The sequence below is a fragment of the Candidatus Pelagibacter bacterium nBUS_36 genome (genome assembly GCF_051201215.1).
Lineage (GTDB): Bacteria > Pseudomonadota > Alphaproteobacteria > Pelagibacterales > Pelagibacteraceae > Pelagibacter.
The window spans coordinates 1,218,481-1,237,537 of the sequence record NZ_CP172839.1 but is presented as its reverse complement, the minus strand read 5'-3'; the positions used below and the strand labels follow the sequence as shown (position 1 = coordinate 1,237,537).

General features: G+C 30.2%; 17 protein-coding genes. All 17 read left to right on the top strand.

Features of this window, described 5'->3' with window-relative positions; all coding sequences use genetic code 11:
- Positions 1 to 3: 3 nt before the first annotated feature.
- The 17 genes from ccmE to ACIJYI_RS06580 all read left to right on the top strand — a co-directional run bounded on the left by ccmE (position 4) and on the right by ACIJYI_RS06580 (position 19,050).
- Positions 4 to 423, top strand: a complete 420-nt coding sequence (gene ccmE / locus ACIJYI_RS06660; protein WP_435113922.1) for a cytochrome c maturation protein CcmE — start codon at positions 4 to 6, stop codon at positions 421 to 423.
- Position 424: 1 nt separating this feature from the next.
- Positions 425 to 2,302, top strand: a complete 1,878-nt coding sequence (locus ACIJYI_RS06655) for a heme lyase CcmF/NrfE family subunit (RefSeq protein ID WP_435113920.1) — start codon at positions 425 to 427, stop codon at positions 2,300 to 2,302.
- Positions 2,292 to 2,810: a DsbE family thiol:disulfide interchange protein gene (locus ACIJYI_RS06650; RefSeq protein ID WP_435113918.1), complete on the top strand. Its 519-nt coding sequence runs from the start codon at positions 2,292 to 2,294 to the stop codon at positions 2,808 to 2,810. Before ACIJYI_RS06655 ends, ACIJYI_RS06650 begins: the two co-directional genes overlap by 11 nt.
- Positions 2,807 to 3,172: a cytochrome c-type biogenesis protein gene (locus ACIJYI_RS06645; protein ID WP_435113916.1), complete on the top strand. Its 366-nt coding sequence runs from the start codon at positions 2,807 to 2,809 to the stop codon at positions 3,170 to 3,172. The genes ACIJYI_RS06650 and ACIJYI_RS06645 overlap by 4 nt, the downstream gene beginning before the upstream one ends.
- 16 nt (positions 3,173 to 3,188) lie before the next feature.
- Positions 3,189 to 3,686 (top strand): acyloxyacyl hydrolase, encoded by a 498-nt coding sequence (locus ACIJYI_RS06640; protein ID WP_435113914.1) that lies wholly within the window; start codon positions 3,189 to 3,191, stop codon positions 3,684 to 3,686.
- Between the two features lie 5 nt (positions 3,687 to 3,691).
- Entirely contained in the window at positions 3,692 to 4,843 is a 1,152-nt protein-coding gene (locus ACIJYI_RS06635; protein WP_435113912.1) for an alpha-hydroxy acid oxidase, read from the top strand.
- 70 nt (positions 4,844 to 4,913) lie between these two features.
- The gene (locus ACIJYI_RS06630) at positions 4,914 to 6,077 is read left to right on the top strand and encodes a pyridoxal phosphate-dependent aminotransferase (RefSeq protein ID WP_435113910.1); all 1,164 of its coding nucleotides are present in this window, start codon (positions 4,914 to 4,916) and stop codon (positions 6,075 to 6,077) included.
- 5 nt (positions 6,078 to 6,082) lie between these two features.
- Complete coding sequence (locus ACIJYI_RS06625) at positions 6,083 to 7,579, top strand: FAD-linked oxidase C-terminal domain-containing protein (RefSeq protein ID WP_435113908.1); 1,497 nt, start codon at positions 6,083 to 6,085, stop codon at positions 7,577 to 7,579.
- Positions 7,533 to 8,810 (top strand): FAD-binding protein, encoded by a 1,278-nt coding sequence (locus ACIJYI_RS06620; protein ID WP_435113906.1) that lies wholly within the window; start codon positions 7,533 to 7,535, stop codon positions 8,808 to 8,810. Before ACIJYI_RS06625 ends, ACIJYI_RS06620 begins: the two co-directional genes overlap by 47 nt.
- A complete protein-coding gene (gene glcF / locus ACIJYI_RS06615) occupies positions 8,810 to 10,102 on the top strand; it encodes a glycolate oxidase subunit GlcF (protein WP_435113904.1) in 1,293 nt (430 codons plus the stop codon). The genes ACIJYI_RS06620 and glcF overlap by 1 nt, the downstream gene beginning before the upstream one ends.
- 2 nt (positions 10,103 to 10,104) lie before the next feature.
- Entirely contained in the window at positions 10,105 to 11,058 is a 954-nt protein-coding gene (locus ACIJYI_RS06610; RefSeq protein ID WP_435113902.1) for a 2-hydroxyacid dehydrogenase, read from the top strand.
- Positions 11,059 to 11,073: 15 nt separating this feature from the next.
- A complete protein-coding gene (mmsB, locus tag ACIJYI_RS06605) occupies positions 11,074 to 11,988 on the top strand; it encodes a 3-hydroxyisobutyrate dehydrogenase (RefSeq protein ID WP_435113900.1) in 915 nt (304 codons plus the stop codon).
- Positions 11,989 to 12,140: 152 nt separating this feature from the next.
- Positions 12,141 to 13,274, top strand: a complete 1,134-nt coding sequence (locus ACIJYI_RS06600; RefSeq protein WP_435113898.1) for a TRAP transporter substrate-binding protein — start codon at positions 12,141 to 12,143, stop codon at positions 13,272 to 13,274.
- Positions 13,275 to 13,352: 78 nt separating this feature from the next.
- Positions 13,353 to 14,336, top strand: coding sequence for a TRAP transporter small permease subunit (locus ACIJYI_RS06595; RefSeq protein WP_435113896.1), 984 nt, complete (start codon positions 13,353 to 13,355; stop codon positions 14,334 to 14,336).
- A gap of 3 nt (positions 14,337 to 14,339) precedes the next feature.
- The gene (locus ACIJYI_RS06590) at positions 14,340 to 16,991 is read left to right on the top strand and encodes a TRAP transporter large permease subunit (protein WP_435113894.1); all 2,652 of its coding nucleotides are present in this window, start codon (positions 14,340 to 14,342) and stop codon (positions 16,989 to 16,991) included.
- A gap of 4 nt (positions 16,992 to 16,995) precedes the next feature.
- Entirely contained in the window at positions 16,996 to 18,222 is a 1,227-nt protein-coding gene (locus tag ACIJYI_RS06585; protein WP_435113892.1) for an MFS transporter, read from the top strand.
- Between the two features lie 111 nt (positions 18,223 to 18,333).
- Entirely contained in the window at positions 18,334 to 19,050 is a 717-nt protein-coding gene (locus tag ACIJYI_RS06580) for an alpha/beta hydrolase (protein WP_435113890.1), read from the top strand.
- Positions 19,051 to 19,057: the final 7 nt, after the last annotated feature.

Genomic DNA, 19,057 nt, shown 5'->3' with positions numbered 1-19,057 from the left:
ACCATGTATGGTCGTAAAGTTAAATTAAGATTTTTGTTTGTAATTATAGTTTTATTAATTTTAATTTTATCAGTTTTTTTAGTTCTAAAATCTCTTGAAGAAAATGTTGTATACTTTCAATCACCATCTGAAATTTACACTTCATCAGAATTAGATAAAAAAAAGATCAGAGTTGGAGGAATGGTAAAAAAAAACTCTATTTTGATAACTGCTAATGAAATAAAATTCATAATTACTGACTTTAAAAATGAAATTAATGTTACTTATGCTGGTGCGGTTCCAAATCTTTTTGAAGAGGGAAAAGGAGTAGTTGCTGAAGGATTTTTAAAAGATAGAAATTATTTTTCTGCTACTAAAATATTAGCAAAACATGATGAAAACTATATGCCGCCAGAAGTAAAAGCAGCAATAGAGGAGAAGTAAATTGCTTTACAGTGTTATTGGATATTATTCATTAATCCTAGGTCTTTGCTTTGGATTAATTTTAATTTTGTTTTCAGTAAAAAATTTTCAAAATTCTAAATTTGATACAAAAATTTTATCATTTACGTTTTTACAATTTTTCTTTGTTGTTATTAGTTTTTTATGTTTGGTTGCATCATTCATTTTATCGGATTTTAGTAATGAAACAGTTTTTAATAACTCTCACACAACTAAACCACTTTTTTACAAAATAGCAGGCACCTGGGGAAATCATGAAGGAAGTCTTTTACTTTGGTTATTTGTATTGACACTATTTATATTGATATTTTTATTAAAAAGTAAAAATCAACCAACAAAATATAAAATTTTAACTTTAGTTTTTCAGCAAATTATAATTATTGGTTTTTTTGTTTTCTTAATTAAGACATCTAATCCATTTAATTTTCTTTTTCCAACCCCAGAAGAGGGATTAGGATTAAATCCAATATTACAGGATCCTGCCTTAGCTATTCATCCACCAATTTTGTATCTAGGATACGTTGGCTCATCAATTATTTTTTCATCAGCGTTAGCAGCAACATCACTAAATTTAATTACAAAAAGTTGGGCAACACATATTAAAAAGTGGGTTTTAATTTCATGGATATTTTTAACACTAGGAATTTTATTAGGATCAATTTGGGCCTACTATGAACTAGGTTGGGGAGGTTTTTGGTTTTGGGACCCGGTTGAAAATGTTTCTTTAATGCCATGGTTAGCATTAACGACACTTTTACACTGCATATTAGTTTTAGAAAAAAAATTAATTTTGACCTCTTGGGTAATAATTTTATCAATATCAACATTTACATTAAGTATGTGTGGCACATTTTTAGTGAGATCTGGAATTCTTAACTCAGTTCATACTTTTGCAAATGATCCAGAAAGAGGATTATTTATCTTAATTTTTTTATTTTCTTTAATTTTTCTTTCTTTATTTATTTTTTTCTTTTTTCATAAAGCCAACAAAGATACCCCAACAAGTTTTTTTTGGTTGAGTAAAGAAACTTCAATCATAATTAACAATTGGTTTATGATGTACTTTCTGTCTGTAGTATTGATTGGTACAGTTTATCCAATATTTCTTGATGTTTTGTCATCACAGAAAATATCAGTGGGACCACCATTTTACCATAAATTAATAATTCCATTTTTAATTCCATTTTTACTAGTGATGGCAATTGGTCCAAAATTAAAGTGGATCAAGTCTAACTTGGAAGATAAAACTTATTTAATTATTTTATTATTATTTTCTATTTTATTGTCTTTTTTGATTGTTAAAAATTTTGACATTAATTTTCTTTTAAATACAATTTTAATTTCAAGCGCTTTATATCTCTTCTTAATTACATTAAGAGACTTCTTTATTAAAAAATATAATAACATTTCTCAAAATATTGCTCATTTTGGTTTTAGTTTATTAATTTTGAGTATTTTATTTAACAATTTATTTTCAACCGAAATTATTACTAATTTGAAAGTTGGTGAAACTTTTAAATCTGAGACTACAAAAATAGTCTTTGAAGGTATGAGTCATAAAAAAGAAAAAAATTATCGATCCATTGTAGGTAATTTCAGTATTCAAAATTCAAAAGGAAAAATAGAAAATATGTCACCTGAGCTAAGAATTTATAATCAGCCAAATATTGTTACTAGTGAGGCTGATATTAAAACAACGTTAATTTCAGATATATTTATAGTTATTAATTTAGTTCAGAATCAAGACTATTTTAATGTTAGATATCAAGTTAAACCATTTATGATTTGGATATGGTTTTCTGTAGTACTAATTAGTTTTGGTGGTTTGATTAGTTTTATAAAAAAAAAGTATGAAAAATAAATTTTTACCACTTTCTATTATCTTTATTTTTGTAATTATTTTTATTATTTTTTATAAAGGTTTACAGAATACAAATATTTATACACCTGAAGTAACAACTAATAATGAAATACCTTCATTTTCAGCAAGATTACTTAATTCAAAAAAAGTTATAAATTCACCAGAAATTTTTGAGTCAAATAAATTTTATTTACTTAATATTTGGTCCTCTTGGTGTATTCCTTGCAAACAAGAACATCCATTTTTAATAGAATTAAAAAAAAATAAAAATATTGAAGTGATAGGCATTAATTACAAAGATACGCAGGTAAACGCTAATAAATTTTTAGATAAGCTTGGAGATCCTTATGATCAAATAATTTTTGATAAAGATGGTACCATTGGTATTGAATGGGGTGCATTTGGTGTACCTGAGTCATTCTTAATTTATAATCGTAATATTATAAAAAAATACATTGGACCTCTTAACAATAAATTAATTAAAGAAATTCAATTAAAAATAAAATGAAAGTATTAAGATTATCTTTTATCATTTTTCTAATTATTTCATTTAATCATTTAAAAGCTAATAATGAAAATATGAAAAATGAAATTACTAAAAATTTACGATGTTTAATTTGTCAAGGACAATCTGTGTATGACTCAGACTCAGAATTTGCAAATAGTCTGAAAATTATGGTTGATAAAAAAATTAAAGAAGGGTTATCAGAAAAAGAAATTTATAGATTTTTTCAGGATAAATATGGTGAGTGGATTTTATATGATCCACTTTTTAACAAAAACACTTATTTCTTATGGTTATTGCCTCTATTGATATTTTTATTGGGTGGTGCAATAATATTTAAAAAAATTAATAAAAAACATAAATAATCTGCTATTAACAATAATGATTTTAAAAAAATTAAGCTTAATTTTAGTTCTTGTTTTAACAACTACTAAATTGTTTGCTTCAGATAATAACCATCAATTAAATTTTTATGTTGGCAATTTTGATTTCAGTGACCATAAACAAGCAGCTATTTTAATTGGTTTTCAGCATCAAAATGAGGATTTAAATAGAGATACTTTAATTGGAAATATTTCACCAATCACTGGTGGATTTGTTACAGAAAATTCGGCTATTTATGTGTACACTGGATTTGAATGGAACGTAGACATGGGTTCATTTACATTTACACCTAGTTTTGCCCCAGGTCTTTATCATGAAGGTGATGGAAAAGATTTAGGACATGTTCTTGAATTTAAAAGTGAAGTTCAAGTATCATTTGATCTATCTCAAAGTAGTAAATTAGGATTTTCTTATAATCATGTATCTAATGCTAGCCTAGGAGATAAAAATCCAGGAGCAAATAGTTATATGTTCAATTTTCTTAAAAACTTCTAACAATCATGAATTTAAAAGATTGTCACAATTTTGATGACTTTAGAAAACTTGCTAAAAAAAGATTACCCTCACCGATCTTCCATTACATTGATGGTGGAGCTGATGATGAGACTACACTAAAAAGAAACACAGATGCATTCAATGATTGTGATTTAGTTCCTAATATTTTGGCAAGTGTTGGCAAGCCAGATTTATCAACAACTGTTTTTGGCAAAAAAATTGATATGCCAATATTTTTATCACCAACTGCAATGCAAAGACTTTATCATCATGATGGTGACAAAGCTTCTGCAAGAGCAGCTGAAAAATTTGGAACCATTTATAGCATGTCAACAATGGCAAATAATACTATTGAGGAAATTGCAGAAATTTCCAAAGGTCCAAAATTATTTCAACTTTATGTTCACAAAGATCAATCTATCACAGATGACTTAATAGAGAGATGTCGAACTTCAGGTTATGATGGCATGTGCTTAACAGTTGATACATTAGTTGGTGGAAATAGAGAAAGAGATCTTAGAACAGGATTTACAACTCCTCCCAAACTTACACTTCAAAGTTTATTAAGTTTTGCAATGAGACCTGAGTGGGTTTTTAATTATTTTACTCATAAAAAATTTGAATTATCTAATGTTGCAAAAAAGACAGATAAAGGAACCAACATTGCAAAGTCCGTAGTAGAATATATCAATGAACAATATGATCCGGCAATGAACTGGAAAGATGCAGAGTACTGTGTAAAAAAATGGAACAAGCCTTTTGCACTAAAAGGAGTTATGTCAGTAGAAGATGCCAAGAGAGCAATTGACATTGGATGCACAGCTATAATGATATCAAATCATGGTGGTAGACAGCTTGATGGCTCAAGATCACCCTTTGATCAAGTAAAAGAAATCTCTGACGCAGTTGGTGACAAACTTGAAATTATATTAGATGGTGGAATTAGAAGAGGAACCCACGTCTTAAAAGCGTTAGCTGCTGGTGCAACAGCGTGTAGTTTTGGTAAAATGTTTTTATTTTCCTTAGGTGCCGGGGGTCAAGCAGGTGTGGAACGTCTATTGCAGAATATGCATGATGAAATTAATCGAAATATGGTACTTATGGGCTGTAAGAATATTAAAGAATTAAATAGAACAAAATTAATTTACAGAAAATAAATTAAGTACATATAAAAATTAGATATAAAAAAAATAAATTTAAAAAAAAACTTAAAGGTTATTATTAATTATGAAGTTAGCTAAGAGTTTAGAAAGATTAGGAACAGAAAGTGCTTTTTCAGTTTTAGCTGAAGCGAAAAAATTAGAAGCGCAAGGAAAACCCATGATTCATTTAGGATTGGGACAGCCTGATTTTAAAACCCCTAAGCACGTTGTTGAGGCAGCTAAAAAAGCCTTAGACGATGGTCATCACGGTTATGTTCTCTCAAATGGAATCTTAGAATGTAGACAATCTGTTACTAGAAAAATAAAAAAACTTTATAATCAGGATATTGACCCTGAGAGAATTATTATAATGCCAGGTGGAAAACCTACAATGCATTATGCTATTCAATGTTTTGGCGAACCAGGTGTAGAAATTATACATCCAACTCCCGCATTTCCAATCTATGAGTCTATGATAAATTATACTGGCTCTACTGCGGTACCATATGACCTTACAGAAGATAAAGACTTAAAGTTTACTGCTGAAAAAATTTTATCTTTAATTACAGATAAAACTAGATTGTTAATACTTATTAATCCAAATAATCCTACAGGAAGCTTTGTTGAAAAATCAGAGATTGATAAATTAGCAGAGGGATTAAAAAAACATCCTCATGTTACAATTTTGAGTGATGAAATTTATAGTAGACAAATTTTTGATGGAAAAAAGATGCCAACATTTTTTAATTACCCAGAACTTAGAGATAGATTAATTGTTCTAGAAGGGTGGAGCAAAGCTTACTCAATGACTGGATGGAGATTAGGTTGGAGTTTTTGGCCAGAGCAATTAGTTGAACATATTAACAAGTTATTAATTAACAGTGTTTCATGTGTAAATGCTGCCGCACAATTTGCGGGAATTGCTGCATTAGATGGGCCAGATGACTCGATAAATGCTATGATGGAAAAATTTACTCAAAGAAGAAAATTAATACATGAAGGCTTGAACAGTCTACCTGGTGTCGAGTGTAGTTTACCAGGTGGAGCTTTTTATGCATTCCCAAAAGTAATTGGAACAGGAATGGATGGTTCTGAATTTTGTAAAAAAGCTATGCATGAAGCTGGGGTGGCGATTGTTCCAGGTACAGCATTTGGCAAAACGTCCAAAGATTATGTAAGATTTAGCTTTGCAGCTTCTCAAGACAACATATCTAACGCATTGGAAAATATCAAAAAAATGTTAGGCTAGTTCTAATGTCTGAATTAGCTCTACCCAAAGTAGATAAAAATATCATTTCCAAAAAGTCCCTAATTGTTTCTGATCTTAAAAAAATTATAAATAAAGATTATGTTTTAAGTGAATTAGATGAGATTAAACCATACGAAACAGATGCTTTAGCTGTCTATAAAAATACACCACTAGCTGTTGTGTTACCTGAGAACACACAAGAAGTTAGTGAAATTTTAAAATATTGTAATAATGAAAATATAAAAGTTATACCAAGGGGGGCGGGTACCGGATTGTCAGGTGGAGCATTACCTTTAAAAGATGCAATTGTTTTAGGATTAGGAAAATTTAATAAAATTCTTGAAATTGATTTTAATAATAGATGTGTTGTTACACAACCTGGTGTTACTAACTTATCAATAACTCATGCCGTTAAACACAAGGGGTATTATTATGCACCTGATCCATCAAGTCAATTAGCATGTTCAATTGGTGGAAATGTAGCTGAAAACTCAGGAGGAGTTCATTCTTTAAAATACGGAACAACAACAAATAATATTCTAGGTGCAGAGATGGTTTTGATGGATGGAACCATATGTAGATTGGGTGGAAAAACATTAGATCAAGAAGGTTATGATTTAATGGGACTTATTTGTGGTTCAGAGGGATTACTGGGAGTTATTACTGAAGTAACTGTTAAAATTTTAAAAAATCCTCAAACTGTAAAAGCTGCTCTAGTTGGTTTTCCAACTATAGAGGACGGTGGAAATTGTGTAACTGAAATTATCTCTAGTGGTATTGTTCCTGCAGGTATGGAAATTATGGATAAAGCTTTAATAGATGCTACAGAAAAATTTGCCAAAGCAGGGTATCCAATGGATGCTGAAGTTCTTATGATCGTTGAACTTGATGGAACAAACTCTGAGGTTGATAATATGCTCAAAGAAATAGAAAAGATTTCTCAAAAAAACAATTCAAATAGTTTTAAACTTAGTAGAAATGAAAAAGAGAGAATGGCTTTTTGGTCAGGAAGAAAAGCTGCTTTTCCTGCATGTGGAGCTATGGCACCAGACTATTATTGTATGGATGGTTCTATCCCAAGAGGAAAATTATCAGAAATTTTAAAAGAAATTACCAGACTTTCAAAAAAGTATAACCTAGCTGTAGCAAATGGTTTTCATGCTGGTGATGGTAATTTGCATCCTTTAATATTATTTGACGGAAGTAAAAAAGAAGAATTAAAAAAAACAGAAGAGTTTGGTTCAGAAATATTAAAAGCATGTGTAAAAATGGGTGGTGCATTAACAGGAGAACATGGCGTAGGAATAGAAAAACGTGAATTAATGTGTGAAGCATTTAATAACAATGATATTCAACAACAATTAGATATAAAAAAATCATTAGATATAAAAAATCTTTTAAATCCAGGAAAAGTATATCCTATATTAAGAAAATGTGCAGAGGAGGGGAGAGTTCATGTTCACAGCGGAGAAGAAAAATTCCCAGATCTACCAAGATTCTAATCATCTAAAACCTGATACAGAAATTGGTGTTTCAAAATTAGTAAAAGAATTTTATAAAAAAAAACTACCAATAAATTTGCATGGAACAAATAGTAAAAGATATATTGGTTATAATGTTCAAGCTGCAAAAACACTTGATCTGTCTCAATTAAATGGTGTTATTGAATATCTGCCCGAAGAACTTTACATCAAAGTTTTGGCTGGAACTCCAATCAAAACTATAGAAAATATTCTAGAAAAACATAATCAACAGTTGGCATTTGAGCCTTTAGATTTTGGTTACATTAAAGACGGTGAGTCAAATAAAGGAACAGCTGCTGGATGTATTGCTACAAATTTTGCTGGCTCACGTAGATTTAAAGTAGGAAATGTAAGAGATTTTGTATTAGGGTTTAAAGGGGTAAATGGTAAGGGAGACATTATAAAATCAGGTGGAACAGTGGTAAAGAATGTTACTGGATATGATTTATCTAAAGTAGTGTCTGGTTCCTTTGGAACTTTAGTTGCACTCACCGAAGTAACATTAAAAGTTTCACCAAAAAAAATATTTCAAAATACTATTGTTATATATTTAGATGACGTAAAACTTATTTCCTCCCTTTTTGATAAAATTTTAGGTTCAAGTAATGAAATTTCAGGAGCAACCTATATCCCAGATGAACCAAAAAATAAAAAATTTGATTTAAATAAAAATAGAGTTTTTAAATTTAATGATCTTAATAATGAAGGTCCTTTTTTAGCTATCAGAATAGAGGGAGACCGAATATCTGTTCAAGAAAGGTTAAAAGATATAAGTAGAGAATTAGAGCTTAAAAATTACAAAACATCAATTTTAGACAATCATCAATCAGTTCCATTTTGGATAAAAGTAAATAATTTAGAACTCTTCACTAATACAAAAAATAATTTATTAAGAGCAGTTATTCCACCATCTAATTCAGAAAATTTAATGAAATTTTTAGGAAACAAGTTTAAATATTTTGTTGATTGGTCTGGTTCTTTATTCTGGATAGAAGTCCTCGATAATGAGGATGATAAAATTGGACAAATTAGAGAGTTTATAAGTAAGAATGAAGGATATATGACCATCATTATGAAATCAGAAAATTTTGATTTTAAAGAAAAAGTATTTTCAACTGATAAAACAAAGCTGATGATATCAAAAAAAATCAAAGATAGTTTTGATCCTAAGGGCTTGTTTAATCCAGGTAAAATGTATCGAGAGATTTAATGCAAACAAATTTTTCTAACACACAGCTAAAAGATAAAGACAATCAATCAACTGAAAAAATTTTTAAAAAATGTGTTCATTGTGGAATGTGTAATGCTACTTGTCCAACGTATGGAATTCTTGGAGATGAATTGGATGGTCCTAGGGGGCGAATTTATTTAATAAAAGACATGTTAGAAAATAATAAGAAGCCATCTGAAAAAGTGGTTAAACATATTGATAGATGCCTTTCATGTTATAGCTGCATGACTACGTGCCCTGCAGGAGTGAATTATATGCACGTAATTGATCATGGCAGAAAATATATTGAAAAAAATTATGAGAGACCTTTTTTTGATAAATTGTTAAGAAATTTCTTGTCTGTAACACTTCCAAATATAAGTTATTTTAAAATTGCTAGCTATTTTGTTAAAATTGGTAAGCCTTTTAGTTTTTTATTTCCTAGAAAAATTAAAAATATGATGAGTCTTATGCCAACATCATTTCCAAAAAAAAATTTAAAGAGCCAAGAAATTTATCGAGCAAAGGGAAAAAAAATAGCAAGAGTTGCATTATTAACTGGTTGTGTTCAAAAAGAAATTTCACCTCAAATTAATGAGTCTACTATACGATTATTAAATAGGCATGGTGTTGAAGTCGTTGTTCCAAAAAAAATTAGATGTTGTGGATCTTTAAACCATCATCTTGGAAAGAATGAAGAAGCACATTTTGATTTTACAAATAATATTGATATTTGGTATGAGGAACATAAAAAAGGTAATTTAGATGCAATATTGTCTAATACATCTGGATGTGGAACTACTCTAAAAGATTATGGTTTTATTTTTAGAGATGACAAAGATTACAAAGATAAAGCAAAAACAATTTCTACATTAACAAAAGATGTAACTGAATATTTATCTGAAAGTTTGAAATTAAATATTAAGAAAAAAAATAAAAAATACAAAATAGCTTACCATTCAGCATGTTCAATGCAGCATGGTCAAAATATTCACTCACAACCCCTAAATTTATTATCTAAAACAGAAAATGAAATAATGGAAGTACCCCAAGGACATTTATGCTGTGGGTCTGCTGGAACTTATAATATCTTACAATCTGAGATAGCAACAAAATTACTTAAAGATAAGGTAAAGAACATAGAAAGTACCAATCCTCAAATGATTTCAACAGGAAATATTGGTTGCATAACCCAAATATCTAATGGTACCAATATTCCAATTTTACATACAATAGAATTATTAGATTGGTACACTGGTGGACCCAAGCCTAAAATTTTAGAAAGAATTTAATTATGAAAAAAATTTTAGTAACAAGAAAATTATTAAGAGAAAGTGAGGAAAAAGCTAGCAAGATTTTTGATGCAAATTTTAATCTTAATGATGAGCTTTATTCACAATCTAAGTTAGTGGAATTAAGTAAAGATTGCGATGCAGTTTTAACGTCTCTAACAGATAAGATGGACGAAGATACCATTAATAAATTACCAGTCTCTGTAAAAGTTATTTCAAACTTTGCAGTTGGCTTTGGAAATATTGATTTGGAAGCTGCAAAAAAAAGAGGAATTGCAGTTACTAATACCCCTGAAGTCTTATCAGATGCTACAGCTGAAATTGGTATTCTGTTAATTTTAGGTGCCTGTAGAAGAGCAGCAGAGGGGATTGAAGCAGCAAAAGAGAGTAATTGGAAATGGTCAGCAGACTATTTAATTGGAAAACAATTAACTGGTTCTAGACTTGGTATTTTGGGCATGGGAAGAATTGGACAGAAAATTGCAAAAATAGCAAAATCACTAGGAATGGTTATTCATTACCACAATCGTTCAAAATTAAATGAAGAAAAAGAACAAGGTGCTATTTATCATGAAAGTCTTAAAAGCCTTTTTTCTGTGTCTGATGTTTTATCAATTTGTTGTCCTGCTACAAAAGAGACAATGAATTTAATTAATAAAGAAACGGTTGAATATTTTCCAAAGGGAGCAGTGATAACTAACGTTGCAAGAGGCGATATTGTAGATGATGAAGCTTTGATCGATGCACTAAATAGAAGAAAAATTTATGCAGCTGGTTTAGATGTCTATAAAGATGAGCCAAATTTAAATCCAGGTTACTTAAAAATTAAAACTGCATTCATTTTGCCTCATCTAGGGAGCGCTACCAAAGATACAAGAACTGCAATGGCTAATTTAGCAATTGATAATATTGATGAGTTTTTCAATACAGGCAATTGCAAAAATAAAGTAAATTAAACATAAAGAAAAAACATGTCTGAATTGATCGCATTTATTGGTGTTGGAAACATGGGTTTACCTATGGCAGAAAACTTAATGAAATCTGGAAAAAAAATAAAGGTCTTTGATGTTTCTAAAATGACCATTGATATCGCCAAAGAAAAAAAGCTTGATGTTGTTAAAAATTTAGATGATTTAATTACGACTGAAGTATCAACAGTCATAACTATGCTTCCAGAAGGTAAACATTCTAAAGAAGTTTTTTTAGGAGATAATGGAGTTATCAATAAAGTTTCAAAAGACTGTCTTTTAATTGATTGTTCAACAATTGATATTCAAACCTCAAAAGAGATTGGAAAAAAGGCAACTGAAAAAGGTATTCAAATGATTGATGCTCCAGTAAGTGGAGGAGTAATGGGTGCACAAAAAGCAACCTTAAATATAATGGTTGGAGGATCTAAAAAAGCATTTGATCTTGCTCTTCCTCTACTTAAAATTATGGGTAAAAATATATTTCATGCTGGTGATTTGGGCAGTGGTAATGGAGCTAAGATCTGTAATAACATGTCTTTAGGGATAGCAATGATTGCAGCATCAGAGTCTCTGATGTTGGCAAAAAGATTAAATATAGACATTAAAAAAGTTCATGAAATTATGAAAAATGCATCTGGAAATAGTTGGCCAATTTCTGTTTATCCACCTCTGCCAGATTTAATTGAAGGAACACCTTCAAGTAATAATTATCGACCTGGATTTTCTGCGGGCATGATGAATAAAGATCTAAAACTTGCAAACGATTGTGCAAAAAGTGTTAATGCTGATACACCACTTGGTAAACTGGCATTAGAAATTTATGAAAAATTTTGCAAAGAAGGAAATGATGCTAAAGATTTTTCAGCTATATCAAAAGAAATAGGTGGTGATGCCTGGGACTACCCAATAGATTAATTCTTATACCTTAAAGTCGCAATTTATTGATCTATAGCAATAAGTTCTAGTAAGGATTGTATTTATAATTGCTTGAGTCACATTGTCTATAGACTCTGTTGCTTAATTATCATTAACTTTAAAAAGTTAATTAACTAACAGAGGAGATACATATGATTAAAGAAAAAAAATCATTGAAGGGCTCAAAAGCTCCTTCAAGACGTAAGTTCTTTAAAACTGCTGCTGCAACTGGTGTTGCTGCCGTAGCTGCAACATCTTTATCTGCTCCAGCTGTTGCCAAAGAAAGAGTAGAAGCTTCTATGGTAGCCACTTGGCCAAGAGATTTTCCTGGTTTAGGAACTGGTGCACAAAGATTAGCAAAAAGATTAAGCGATATGAGTGATGGTCGTATTCAAGTTACTTATTATGCTGCTAACGAAAGAGTAAAAGCATTTGACTCATTTGATGAAGTTGCTTCTGGTAATTCTCAAATGTATCACGGTGCTGATTACTACTGGGTTAAAAAACACCCTGCTTTTGGATACTTTACTGCAGTTCCATTTGGTTTCACATATTCTGAAATGAATGCTTGGCTAAATTTTGGCGGTGGACAAGAGCTTTGGGATGAATTGACTGACGACTTCGGTACTCAAAGTTTCGCAGCTGGTAACACAGGTGTGCAAATGGGTGGTTGGTTTAACAAGAAAATTAGATCAGCTAACGATTTAAAAGGTTTAAAAATGCGTATGCCTGGATTAGGTGGACAAGTACTTGGAAAACTTGGTGGTTCTCCAATTTCACTACCTGGTGGACAAATTTATGAAAACCTTGTGTCAGGAGCAATCGATGCAACTGAATGGGTAGGTCCTTGGAATGATGAAGCTATGAAGTTTCATGAAGCCGCTAAGTACTACTACTATCCAGGTATGCACGAACCAGGATCAACGTTAGCATGTGGTGTTAATAAATCTTGGTTTACAAGCCTAGCAAAATCAGACCAACATATAATCAAAACTGCCTGCGCTTGGGCGGATACGACTACAATGTCTGAATATAATGCTAAAAACGGTGCTGCATTAGATCGACTAGTAAATGAAAATGGAGTTAAACTTATGAAGTTTAGCGATAAAGTTTATGATGCGTTTGCTGGCGGTGCTGCAGAAGTTTACGATGAAGTACAACAACATAGTGCTCTTGCAAAAAAAGTGCATGCTGCTTTTGTTAAAGGTCGTAAAGAAATTGGTGCTTGGACTAACTTGTCTGATTCACCATATATTTCTCAGAGAAATAGAGCATTAGGATTGTAATTAATTTCTAATTAAATTTAAAAGGGCCCTTCAAGGGCCCTTTTTTTAATAGATTTTTTAATATAAGCTTTTTGCTTTATGGTTAATAAAAATAATTTTCCTATTTTTTTAAGAATATTCAGTTATTCGATATTAGCATTCACATTTATTTTTTTAGTAAACAATGTTTTAACAATCTGGTTTGATTGGCCAGGTTTAAAAATTTTATTTTCACATTATGGACTGTTTGGATTTAAAAAATTAAGTACACCTTTAGAAGGAGCAGTAATAAATTTAGCCTATATTCAGTTACTATTTTACTTTATTTCATTTATAGCAGTTATTTATTATGTTTTGAGATCTATTAATCAATCTCTCGAAACTGATGCAAAAATACTCACGAATATTACCGCTTATTTAATCCGGTCAGCATTTTGGGCGGTATTAATTGTTGGGATTGCAGATTTTTTAATCTCATTTTTAGTTGTTGAAAAATTAGCTGAGCCAATATTTGGCGAAGCAACAAAAATTAATTTAGTTATTCCAACCTTTAGAATAACATTTATTCATTTCCCTTTAATATTGATCTCATTTGTAATTGGTTATTTTACAAGATCTGTTGGATTTATTTGGCTAGCAGTATTAGTGGTAGGAAGTGAATTTTTAATTGTACTGTCTAGATTTATATTTCAGTATGAACAAGCATTTCAAGGAGATCTGGTAAGATTTTGGTATGCTGCTTTATATTTATTTGCGAGTGCCTATGCTTTAATGCATGAGGGCCACGTTAGAGTTGATGTTTTATATACTGGGTTTAGTGAGCGAAAAAAAGCTTGGACTAATGCAATTGGGTCATTTGTATTAGGTATACCACTTTGTTTAATAATTTTGTTTTTAGGTATGGGTGGAAAAGCAAGCATAATTAATGGACCAGTTATTTCTTTTGAAATTACTCAACAAGGTTCTAATGGTTTATACTTACTTTATTTGATGGCAGTTTATTTAGCTGTGTTTGCCGTGACTATGTTAATTCAATTTACAAGCTATTTTATGAGTAGCAGTCATAAACTTTTGAAAAATTAAATTATGGAACATTTATTTTTAGCTTTACTTGTAATCATAATGATATCAGCATTAGCCTCGGGCTTTCCAGTAGCGTTTGCATTACCAGGTTCTGCAATTATCTCAATAGGTCTTGCTGCTTTTACAGGTTATTTGTTTGAGGGAGATGTAAGTGCTTATTTTGCTTTAGACGGACCTAAAGAATGGTTAACCGCTGGTATAACCAATTTTAGAAGTAATTATTGGGATGTTGAAACAGATACTTTGATTGCAATTCCTTTATTTATTTTTATGGGTATCATGCTGCAAAAATCACAAATTGCTGAAGATCTTTTAGTTACTATGGGCCAATTGTTTGGTCCCATTCCTGGAGGATTAGGAATTTCAGTAATTTTTGTTGGAGCATTACTTGCTGCTACAACTGGAATAGTTGGTGCAACTGTAATAGCAATGGGCCTAATTTCATTACCAACAATGTTGAATAATAATTACGACAAAAGTCTAGCAAGTGGAATTGTTTGTTCTTCAGGTACTCTTGGTCAGATAATACCTCCGTCAATTGTTTTAATTATTATTGCCGATCAATTAGCAAGTGCTGCAGATGTTGCTAACACAATGAGACAGACAGATTATAAAATTGTTACAGGTGAATTTAATATGCCTGGTGAACTTAGAGTAGGCTCTACTAGTGCTGGAGATATGTTTCTTGGAGCGTTGCTACCAGGATTAGTATTAGTAGGTTTATACATGTTATATGTGCTGGTATATGCAAAATTAAATCCTAAAGCAGCCCCACCTGTACCATTTAGAGGTAAATTTGATTCTAAATTTTGGATGAGGGTTGTTATGGTTATAATTCCTCCACTTGCTTTAATCTTTGCTGTTCTTGGGTCTATACTGATGGGAATAGCTACAGTAAATCAAGCTGGTTCTATTGGAGCAATAGGTGCAACCATGATGGCAGGTTATCGTCTTCATAAAGGTAAAAAGGATGCATACTATCCAATTATTGTTTCCATAATATCAATAATTCCAATTTATATTATTTCATCAAATTATAACTTAAATATTAAAGCTACTGATACTAGAGACTTAACAGCAATATTAATAACTGGTTTTTTAACAATTATATTTTTAATAGGAATTTCTTGGAGCTTTTGGAGAACCTATAAAATTAAAAATGTTTTGAAAGAAGTTGTTACAGAGACATGCGTGACTACTTCGATGGTATTTATAATTCTTCTTGGAGCAGCAATGTTAACTTCTGGATTTAGAGCTTTTGGTGGTGAAGAGTTAGTTAGAGATTTCTTACAAGATTTACCAGGAGGTTTCTGGACACAATTTATTGTTGTGATGGCGGTAATCTTTGTGTTAGGATTTTTTCTTGATTTTATTGAGATTGCAGTAGTAGTTGTTCCTATAATTGCACCAATATTGTTAGCTGAACCAGGAGCAAATGTTAGTGCAATTTGGTTGGGGGTAATGATTGGAGTTAATTTGCAAACTTCTTTTTTAACACCACCATTTGGTTTTGCTTTATTTTATTTAAAAGGAGTTGCATCCAAACTTGTAACGACTTTAAATATCTGGAAAGGGGTTGTGCCTTTTATAGTCTTACAGCTTATAGGACTTGGAATTGTAGGGTTTTATCCAACACTAGTAAATTATTTGCCTGCTAGAACATATCTAACATCTAAGGTTGCTCCACCTCCAATTAATCCAAAACTTCAACATTGCTTGCAGGAATATAAATTTGATATTTATAAAAATGATGAGCAAAGAATTAAAGCTGCAATTGCCAATTTTGAAAAACTAACACCTACAAATCTTCCTAATGATAAATTGGATATTTTTGAAGAACATTTTGAAAATGCTTTTGGAACTTTTGCTTTAGTGAACAAACTTCAAAAAGCTGAAAATGAATACTATTTATTTGCTAAAGACTACAGAGATCTTCATTTTAGTGTTAGAAAAAAAGAGAAGAAAATTAGAAAATTAGACAATAAAATTGAAAAATTAAAGTCTGAAATCAGAAATTTAGATATGGATGAAACTGCAGATAAAAATAAATTGGACCTTAAAATAGAAAATTATCAATTAGAAATTGAAGAGTTAAAAAAAGATGTACCTAAAATTTGGAAATCTAAAAATGAAGAATTTAAAATTATTCAAAAAACAAAAAATACAAGAACCAAAAGATATAGAAAAAATGTTGATGAAGCTTATGATAATTTAGATCTAATAGTAATGTTTATCCAAGATCATGAAAAACTTGATGGACTATCTCCACAAATCAATGATTTAAAATACGCAATAAACAATAAGAATTATGAAAATTCCATATCAATTATTGATAGTCTTTTTGAAAATTTGGGAGAAATTTCAGGTACAGAAGAATTTGCAAATAAATTAGATGATTTAATATCGGCTATAGATAATGAGGAAATCGATGAAGAAGAAATATTTACCTTAAGTTCAGAAACATTTAATTTATTTAATAAAGAAATTTCTTGGAGAAAAGATGCTAACAAAAACCTATTACCTGAATTAATGAAGTATAATTCAGTGATTAACAATAATATTGGTCTAAGGCGTCAATCAAAATTAACTAATGAACAGGCAAAATTTGTTGCTAAATGTAACTCGATTCATCGAGATGTATCATTAAATTTTTAATCAAATGGATAATTATATTCTTCCAAGAAAACAGGCTATTACTGTTTTTTTTGTTTTTGCTTTTGGATATTTTTTATCATGTTTATTAAGAGCAATCACAGCAACTCTTTCTCCAATTTTAACTTCAGAATTTGAGTTAATGGCAGCAGACTTAGGGCTTCTTGCTGGTGGCTATTTTTTAGGATTTGCCTCAATGCAAATCCCTCTTGGATATTTACTAGATAAGTTTGGACCAAAAAAAATTGTATCATCATTTTTATTAATAGCATTTATAGGAACAATATCATTTGCACTTGCTAATAGTTTTTCAGGGTTATTAATTTCTAGAATTTTAATTGGAGTTGGTGTTAGCGCTTGTTTAATGGCACCTTTAACAGGTTATAGAATTTGGTTTGCAGAAAACCAGCAACAACGAGCAAACTCTTGGATGTTAATGATAGCTTCTCTTGGATTTTTATCATCAACATTACCTGTTCAACTTTTATTACCCACTTTTGGTTGGAGAGGATTATTTATTGGAATTGCAATATTAATTCTAGTCAGCATCGTTTTAATGTTAGCTTTTATTCCAAAATGGGACCATCAAAATGAAGAGGAGTCTACAGAAGTAATAACAAAGACAGGCTCATTAAAAGATGTGTGGAAAAATAGATTTTTTATAAGTGTTATTCCTATGGGTTTATTTAATTATGGTGGGCTGATGGCGATACAAACACTTTGGGCAGGTCCTTGGATGATTAGAGTTGCTGGTTACACTCCATTAGAAAGTGCTACAGGATTATTTTGGATAAATATTACAATGTTAGTATCATTTTTCTTGTGGGGCTATTTTTTACCCAAGATTACAAATCTTGGTTTTAGTGCATTAAAAATATTAAAACTTGGTCTACCAATTAGTTTTTTGGTTATGTTAAGCATCATAGTTTTAGGTTCAAAAGCTGGAGCATTTTATATTACTTTATTTATACTAAGCTCAATATTTTTATCTGTAACACAACCAGCAGTGGGGCTATCTTTTCAAAGTCATTTGGCCGGCAAAGCTCTTACGTCTTTTAACTTATTAATATTTCTGGGAACTTTTATAATGCAATGGATTATGGGCCTTGTAATTGATTTAGTAAAAAATTTTGGCTATACAGAAATTGCAGGATTTAAATCAGCATTTTCTGTTTTTTTATTTTTAAGTTTAGCTTCGTATATATTTTTTTTAATTATAAATAAAAAATCTTAAAATTTTAAAGTGAAATTTAAACAAAGGAATTATTTTTTGGAAATTATCATTGGAATAATATCAATTTATGTCATGGTATTGATACTATTGTTCATATTTCAACGTAATTTGATGTACCACCCAGATGAAAATAACTATTTTGGAGACAGACTAGAAGTAGATATTAAAAAAGTTTATATCAACACTTCTGACAATTTAAATTTACTAGGATGGTTTCATAAAAAAGATCTTAAGAAATTTAAAACGATTGTCTACTTTCATGGAAATGCAGGAAAACTTGAAAATAGAATTCATAAATTAAATCATTTTAAAGACATAAATGTAAATTTTTTAATTTTAGCCTGGAGAGGTTTTAGTGGAAATGAGGGCAAACCTTCAGAACAAGGCCTTTACGTCGATGGGAGTAGTGCAATTACATGGTTAAAAAATTTAGGATTAAATGAAGAAGATATCATATTATATGGTGAGTCTCTTGGAACAGGAATTGCAACACATTTAGCACAACATAATGATTATGCTGGATTAGTATTAGAAACACCCTTTACTTCTATGGTTGAGGCAGCAAAAAATTTTTATCCATATATACCAGTTGGATTTTTGTTAAGGGATAAATATAAAAATGATAAAAAAATTAAGAATATTAATATTCCAGTTTTGGTAATGCATGGAGAAGCAGATCAAATAGTTCCTTTTTGGATGGGTAAAAAAATTTATGAAATGGCTAATCAACCCAAATATTCATATTTTACGAAATATGACGATCATATGATGGAATATGATAAAAATCTTGTATTAGCATTAAATAATTTTTTTAAAAGTTTAAAATAAGCCACAT

Bases quoted from the DNA above. Each gene is read 5' to 3' on its own strand.
- ccmE (WP_435113922.1), top strand. From the start codon at position 4: ATGTATGGTCGTAAAGTTAAATTAAGATTTTTGTTTGTAATTATAGTT.
- ACIJYI_RS06640 (WP_435113914.1), top strand. From the start codon at position 3,189: ATGATTTTAAAAAAATTAAGCTTAATTTTAGTTCTTGTTTTAACAACT.
- ACIJYI_RS06620 (WP_435113906.1), top strand. From the start codon at position 7,533: ATGTTCACAGCGGAGAAGAAAAATTCCCAGATCTACCAAGATTCTAAT.
- ACIJYI_RS06630 (WP_435113910.1), top strand. From the start codon at position 4,914: ATGAAGTTAGCTAAGAGTTTAGAAAGATTAGGAACAGAAAGTGCTTTT.
- ACIJYI_RS06595 (WP_435113896.1), top strand. From the start codon at position 13,353: ATGGTTAATAAAAATAATTTTCCTATTTTTTTAAGAATATTCAGTTAT.
- ACIJYI_RS06610 (WP_435113902.1), top strand. From the start codon at position 10,105: ATGAAAAAAATTTTAGTAACAAGAAAATTATTAAGAGAAAGTGAGGAA.
- ACIJYI_RS06580 (WP_435113890.1), top strand. From the start codon at position 18,334: ATGTACCACCCAGATGAAAATAACTATTTTGGAGACAGACTAGAAGTA.
- ACIJYI_RS06650 (WP_435113918.1), top strand. From the start codon at position 2,292: ATGAAAAATAAATTTTTACCACTTTCTATTATCTTTATTTTTGTAATT.
- ACIJYI_RS06635 (WP_435113912.1), top strand. From the start codon at position 3,692: ATGAATTTAAAAGATTGTCACAATTTTGATGACTTTAGAAAACTTGCT.
- ACIJYI_RS06645 (WP_435113916.1), top strand. From the start codon at position 2,807: ATGAAAGTATTAAGATTATCTTTTATCATTTTTCTAATTATTTCATTT.
- ACIJYI_RS06625 (WP_435113908.1), top strand. From the start codon at position 6,083: ATGTCTGAATTAGCTCTACCCAAAGTAGATAAAAATATCATTTCCAAA.
- ACIJYI_RS06600 (WP_435113898.1), top strand. From the start codon at position 12,141: ATGATTAAAGAAAAAAAATCATTGAAGGGCTCAAAAGCTCCTTCAAGA.
- mmsB (WP_435113900.1), top strand. From the start codon at position 11,074: ATGTCTGAATTGATCGCATTTATTGGTGTTGGAAACATGGGTTTACCT.
- glcF (WP_435113904.1), top strand. From the start codon at position 8,810: ATGCAAACAAATTTTTCTAACACACAGCTAAAAGATAAAGACAATCAA.
- ACIJYI_RS06590 (WP_435113894.1), top strand. From the start codon at position 14,340: ATGGAACATTTATTTTTAGCTTTACTTGTAATCATAATGATATCAGCA.
- ACIJYI_RS06585 (WP_435113892.1), top strand. From the start codon at position 16,996: ATGGATAATTATATTCTTCCAAGAAAACAGGCTATTACTGTTTTTTTT.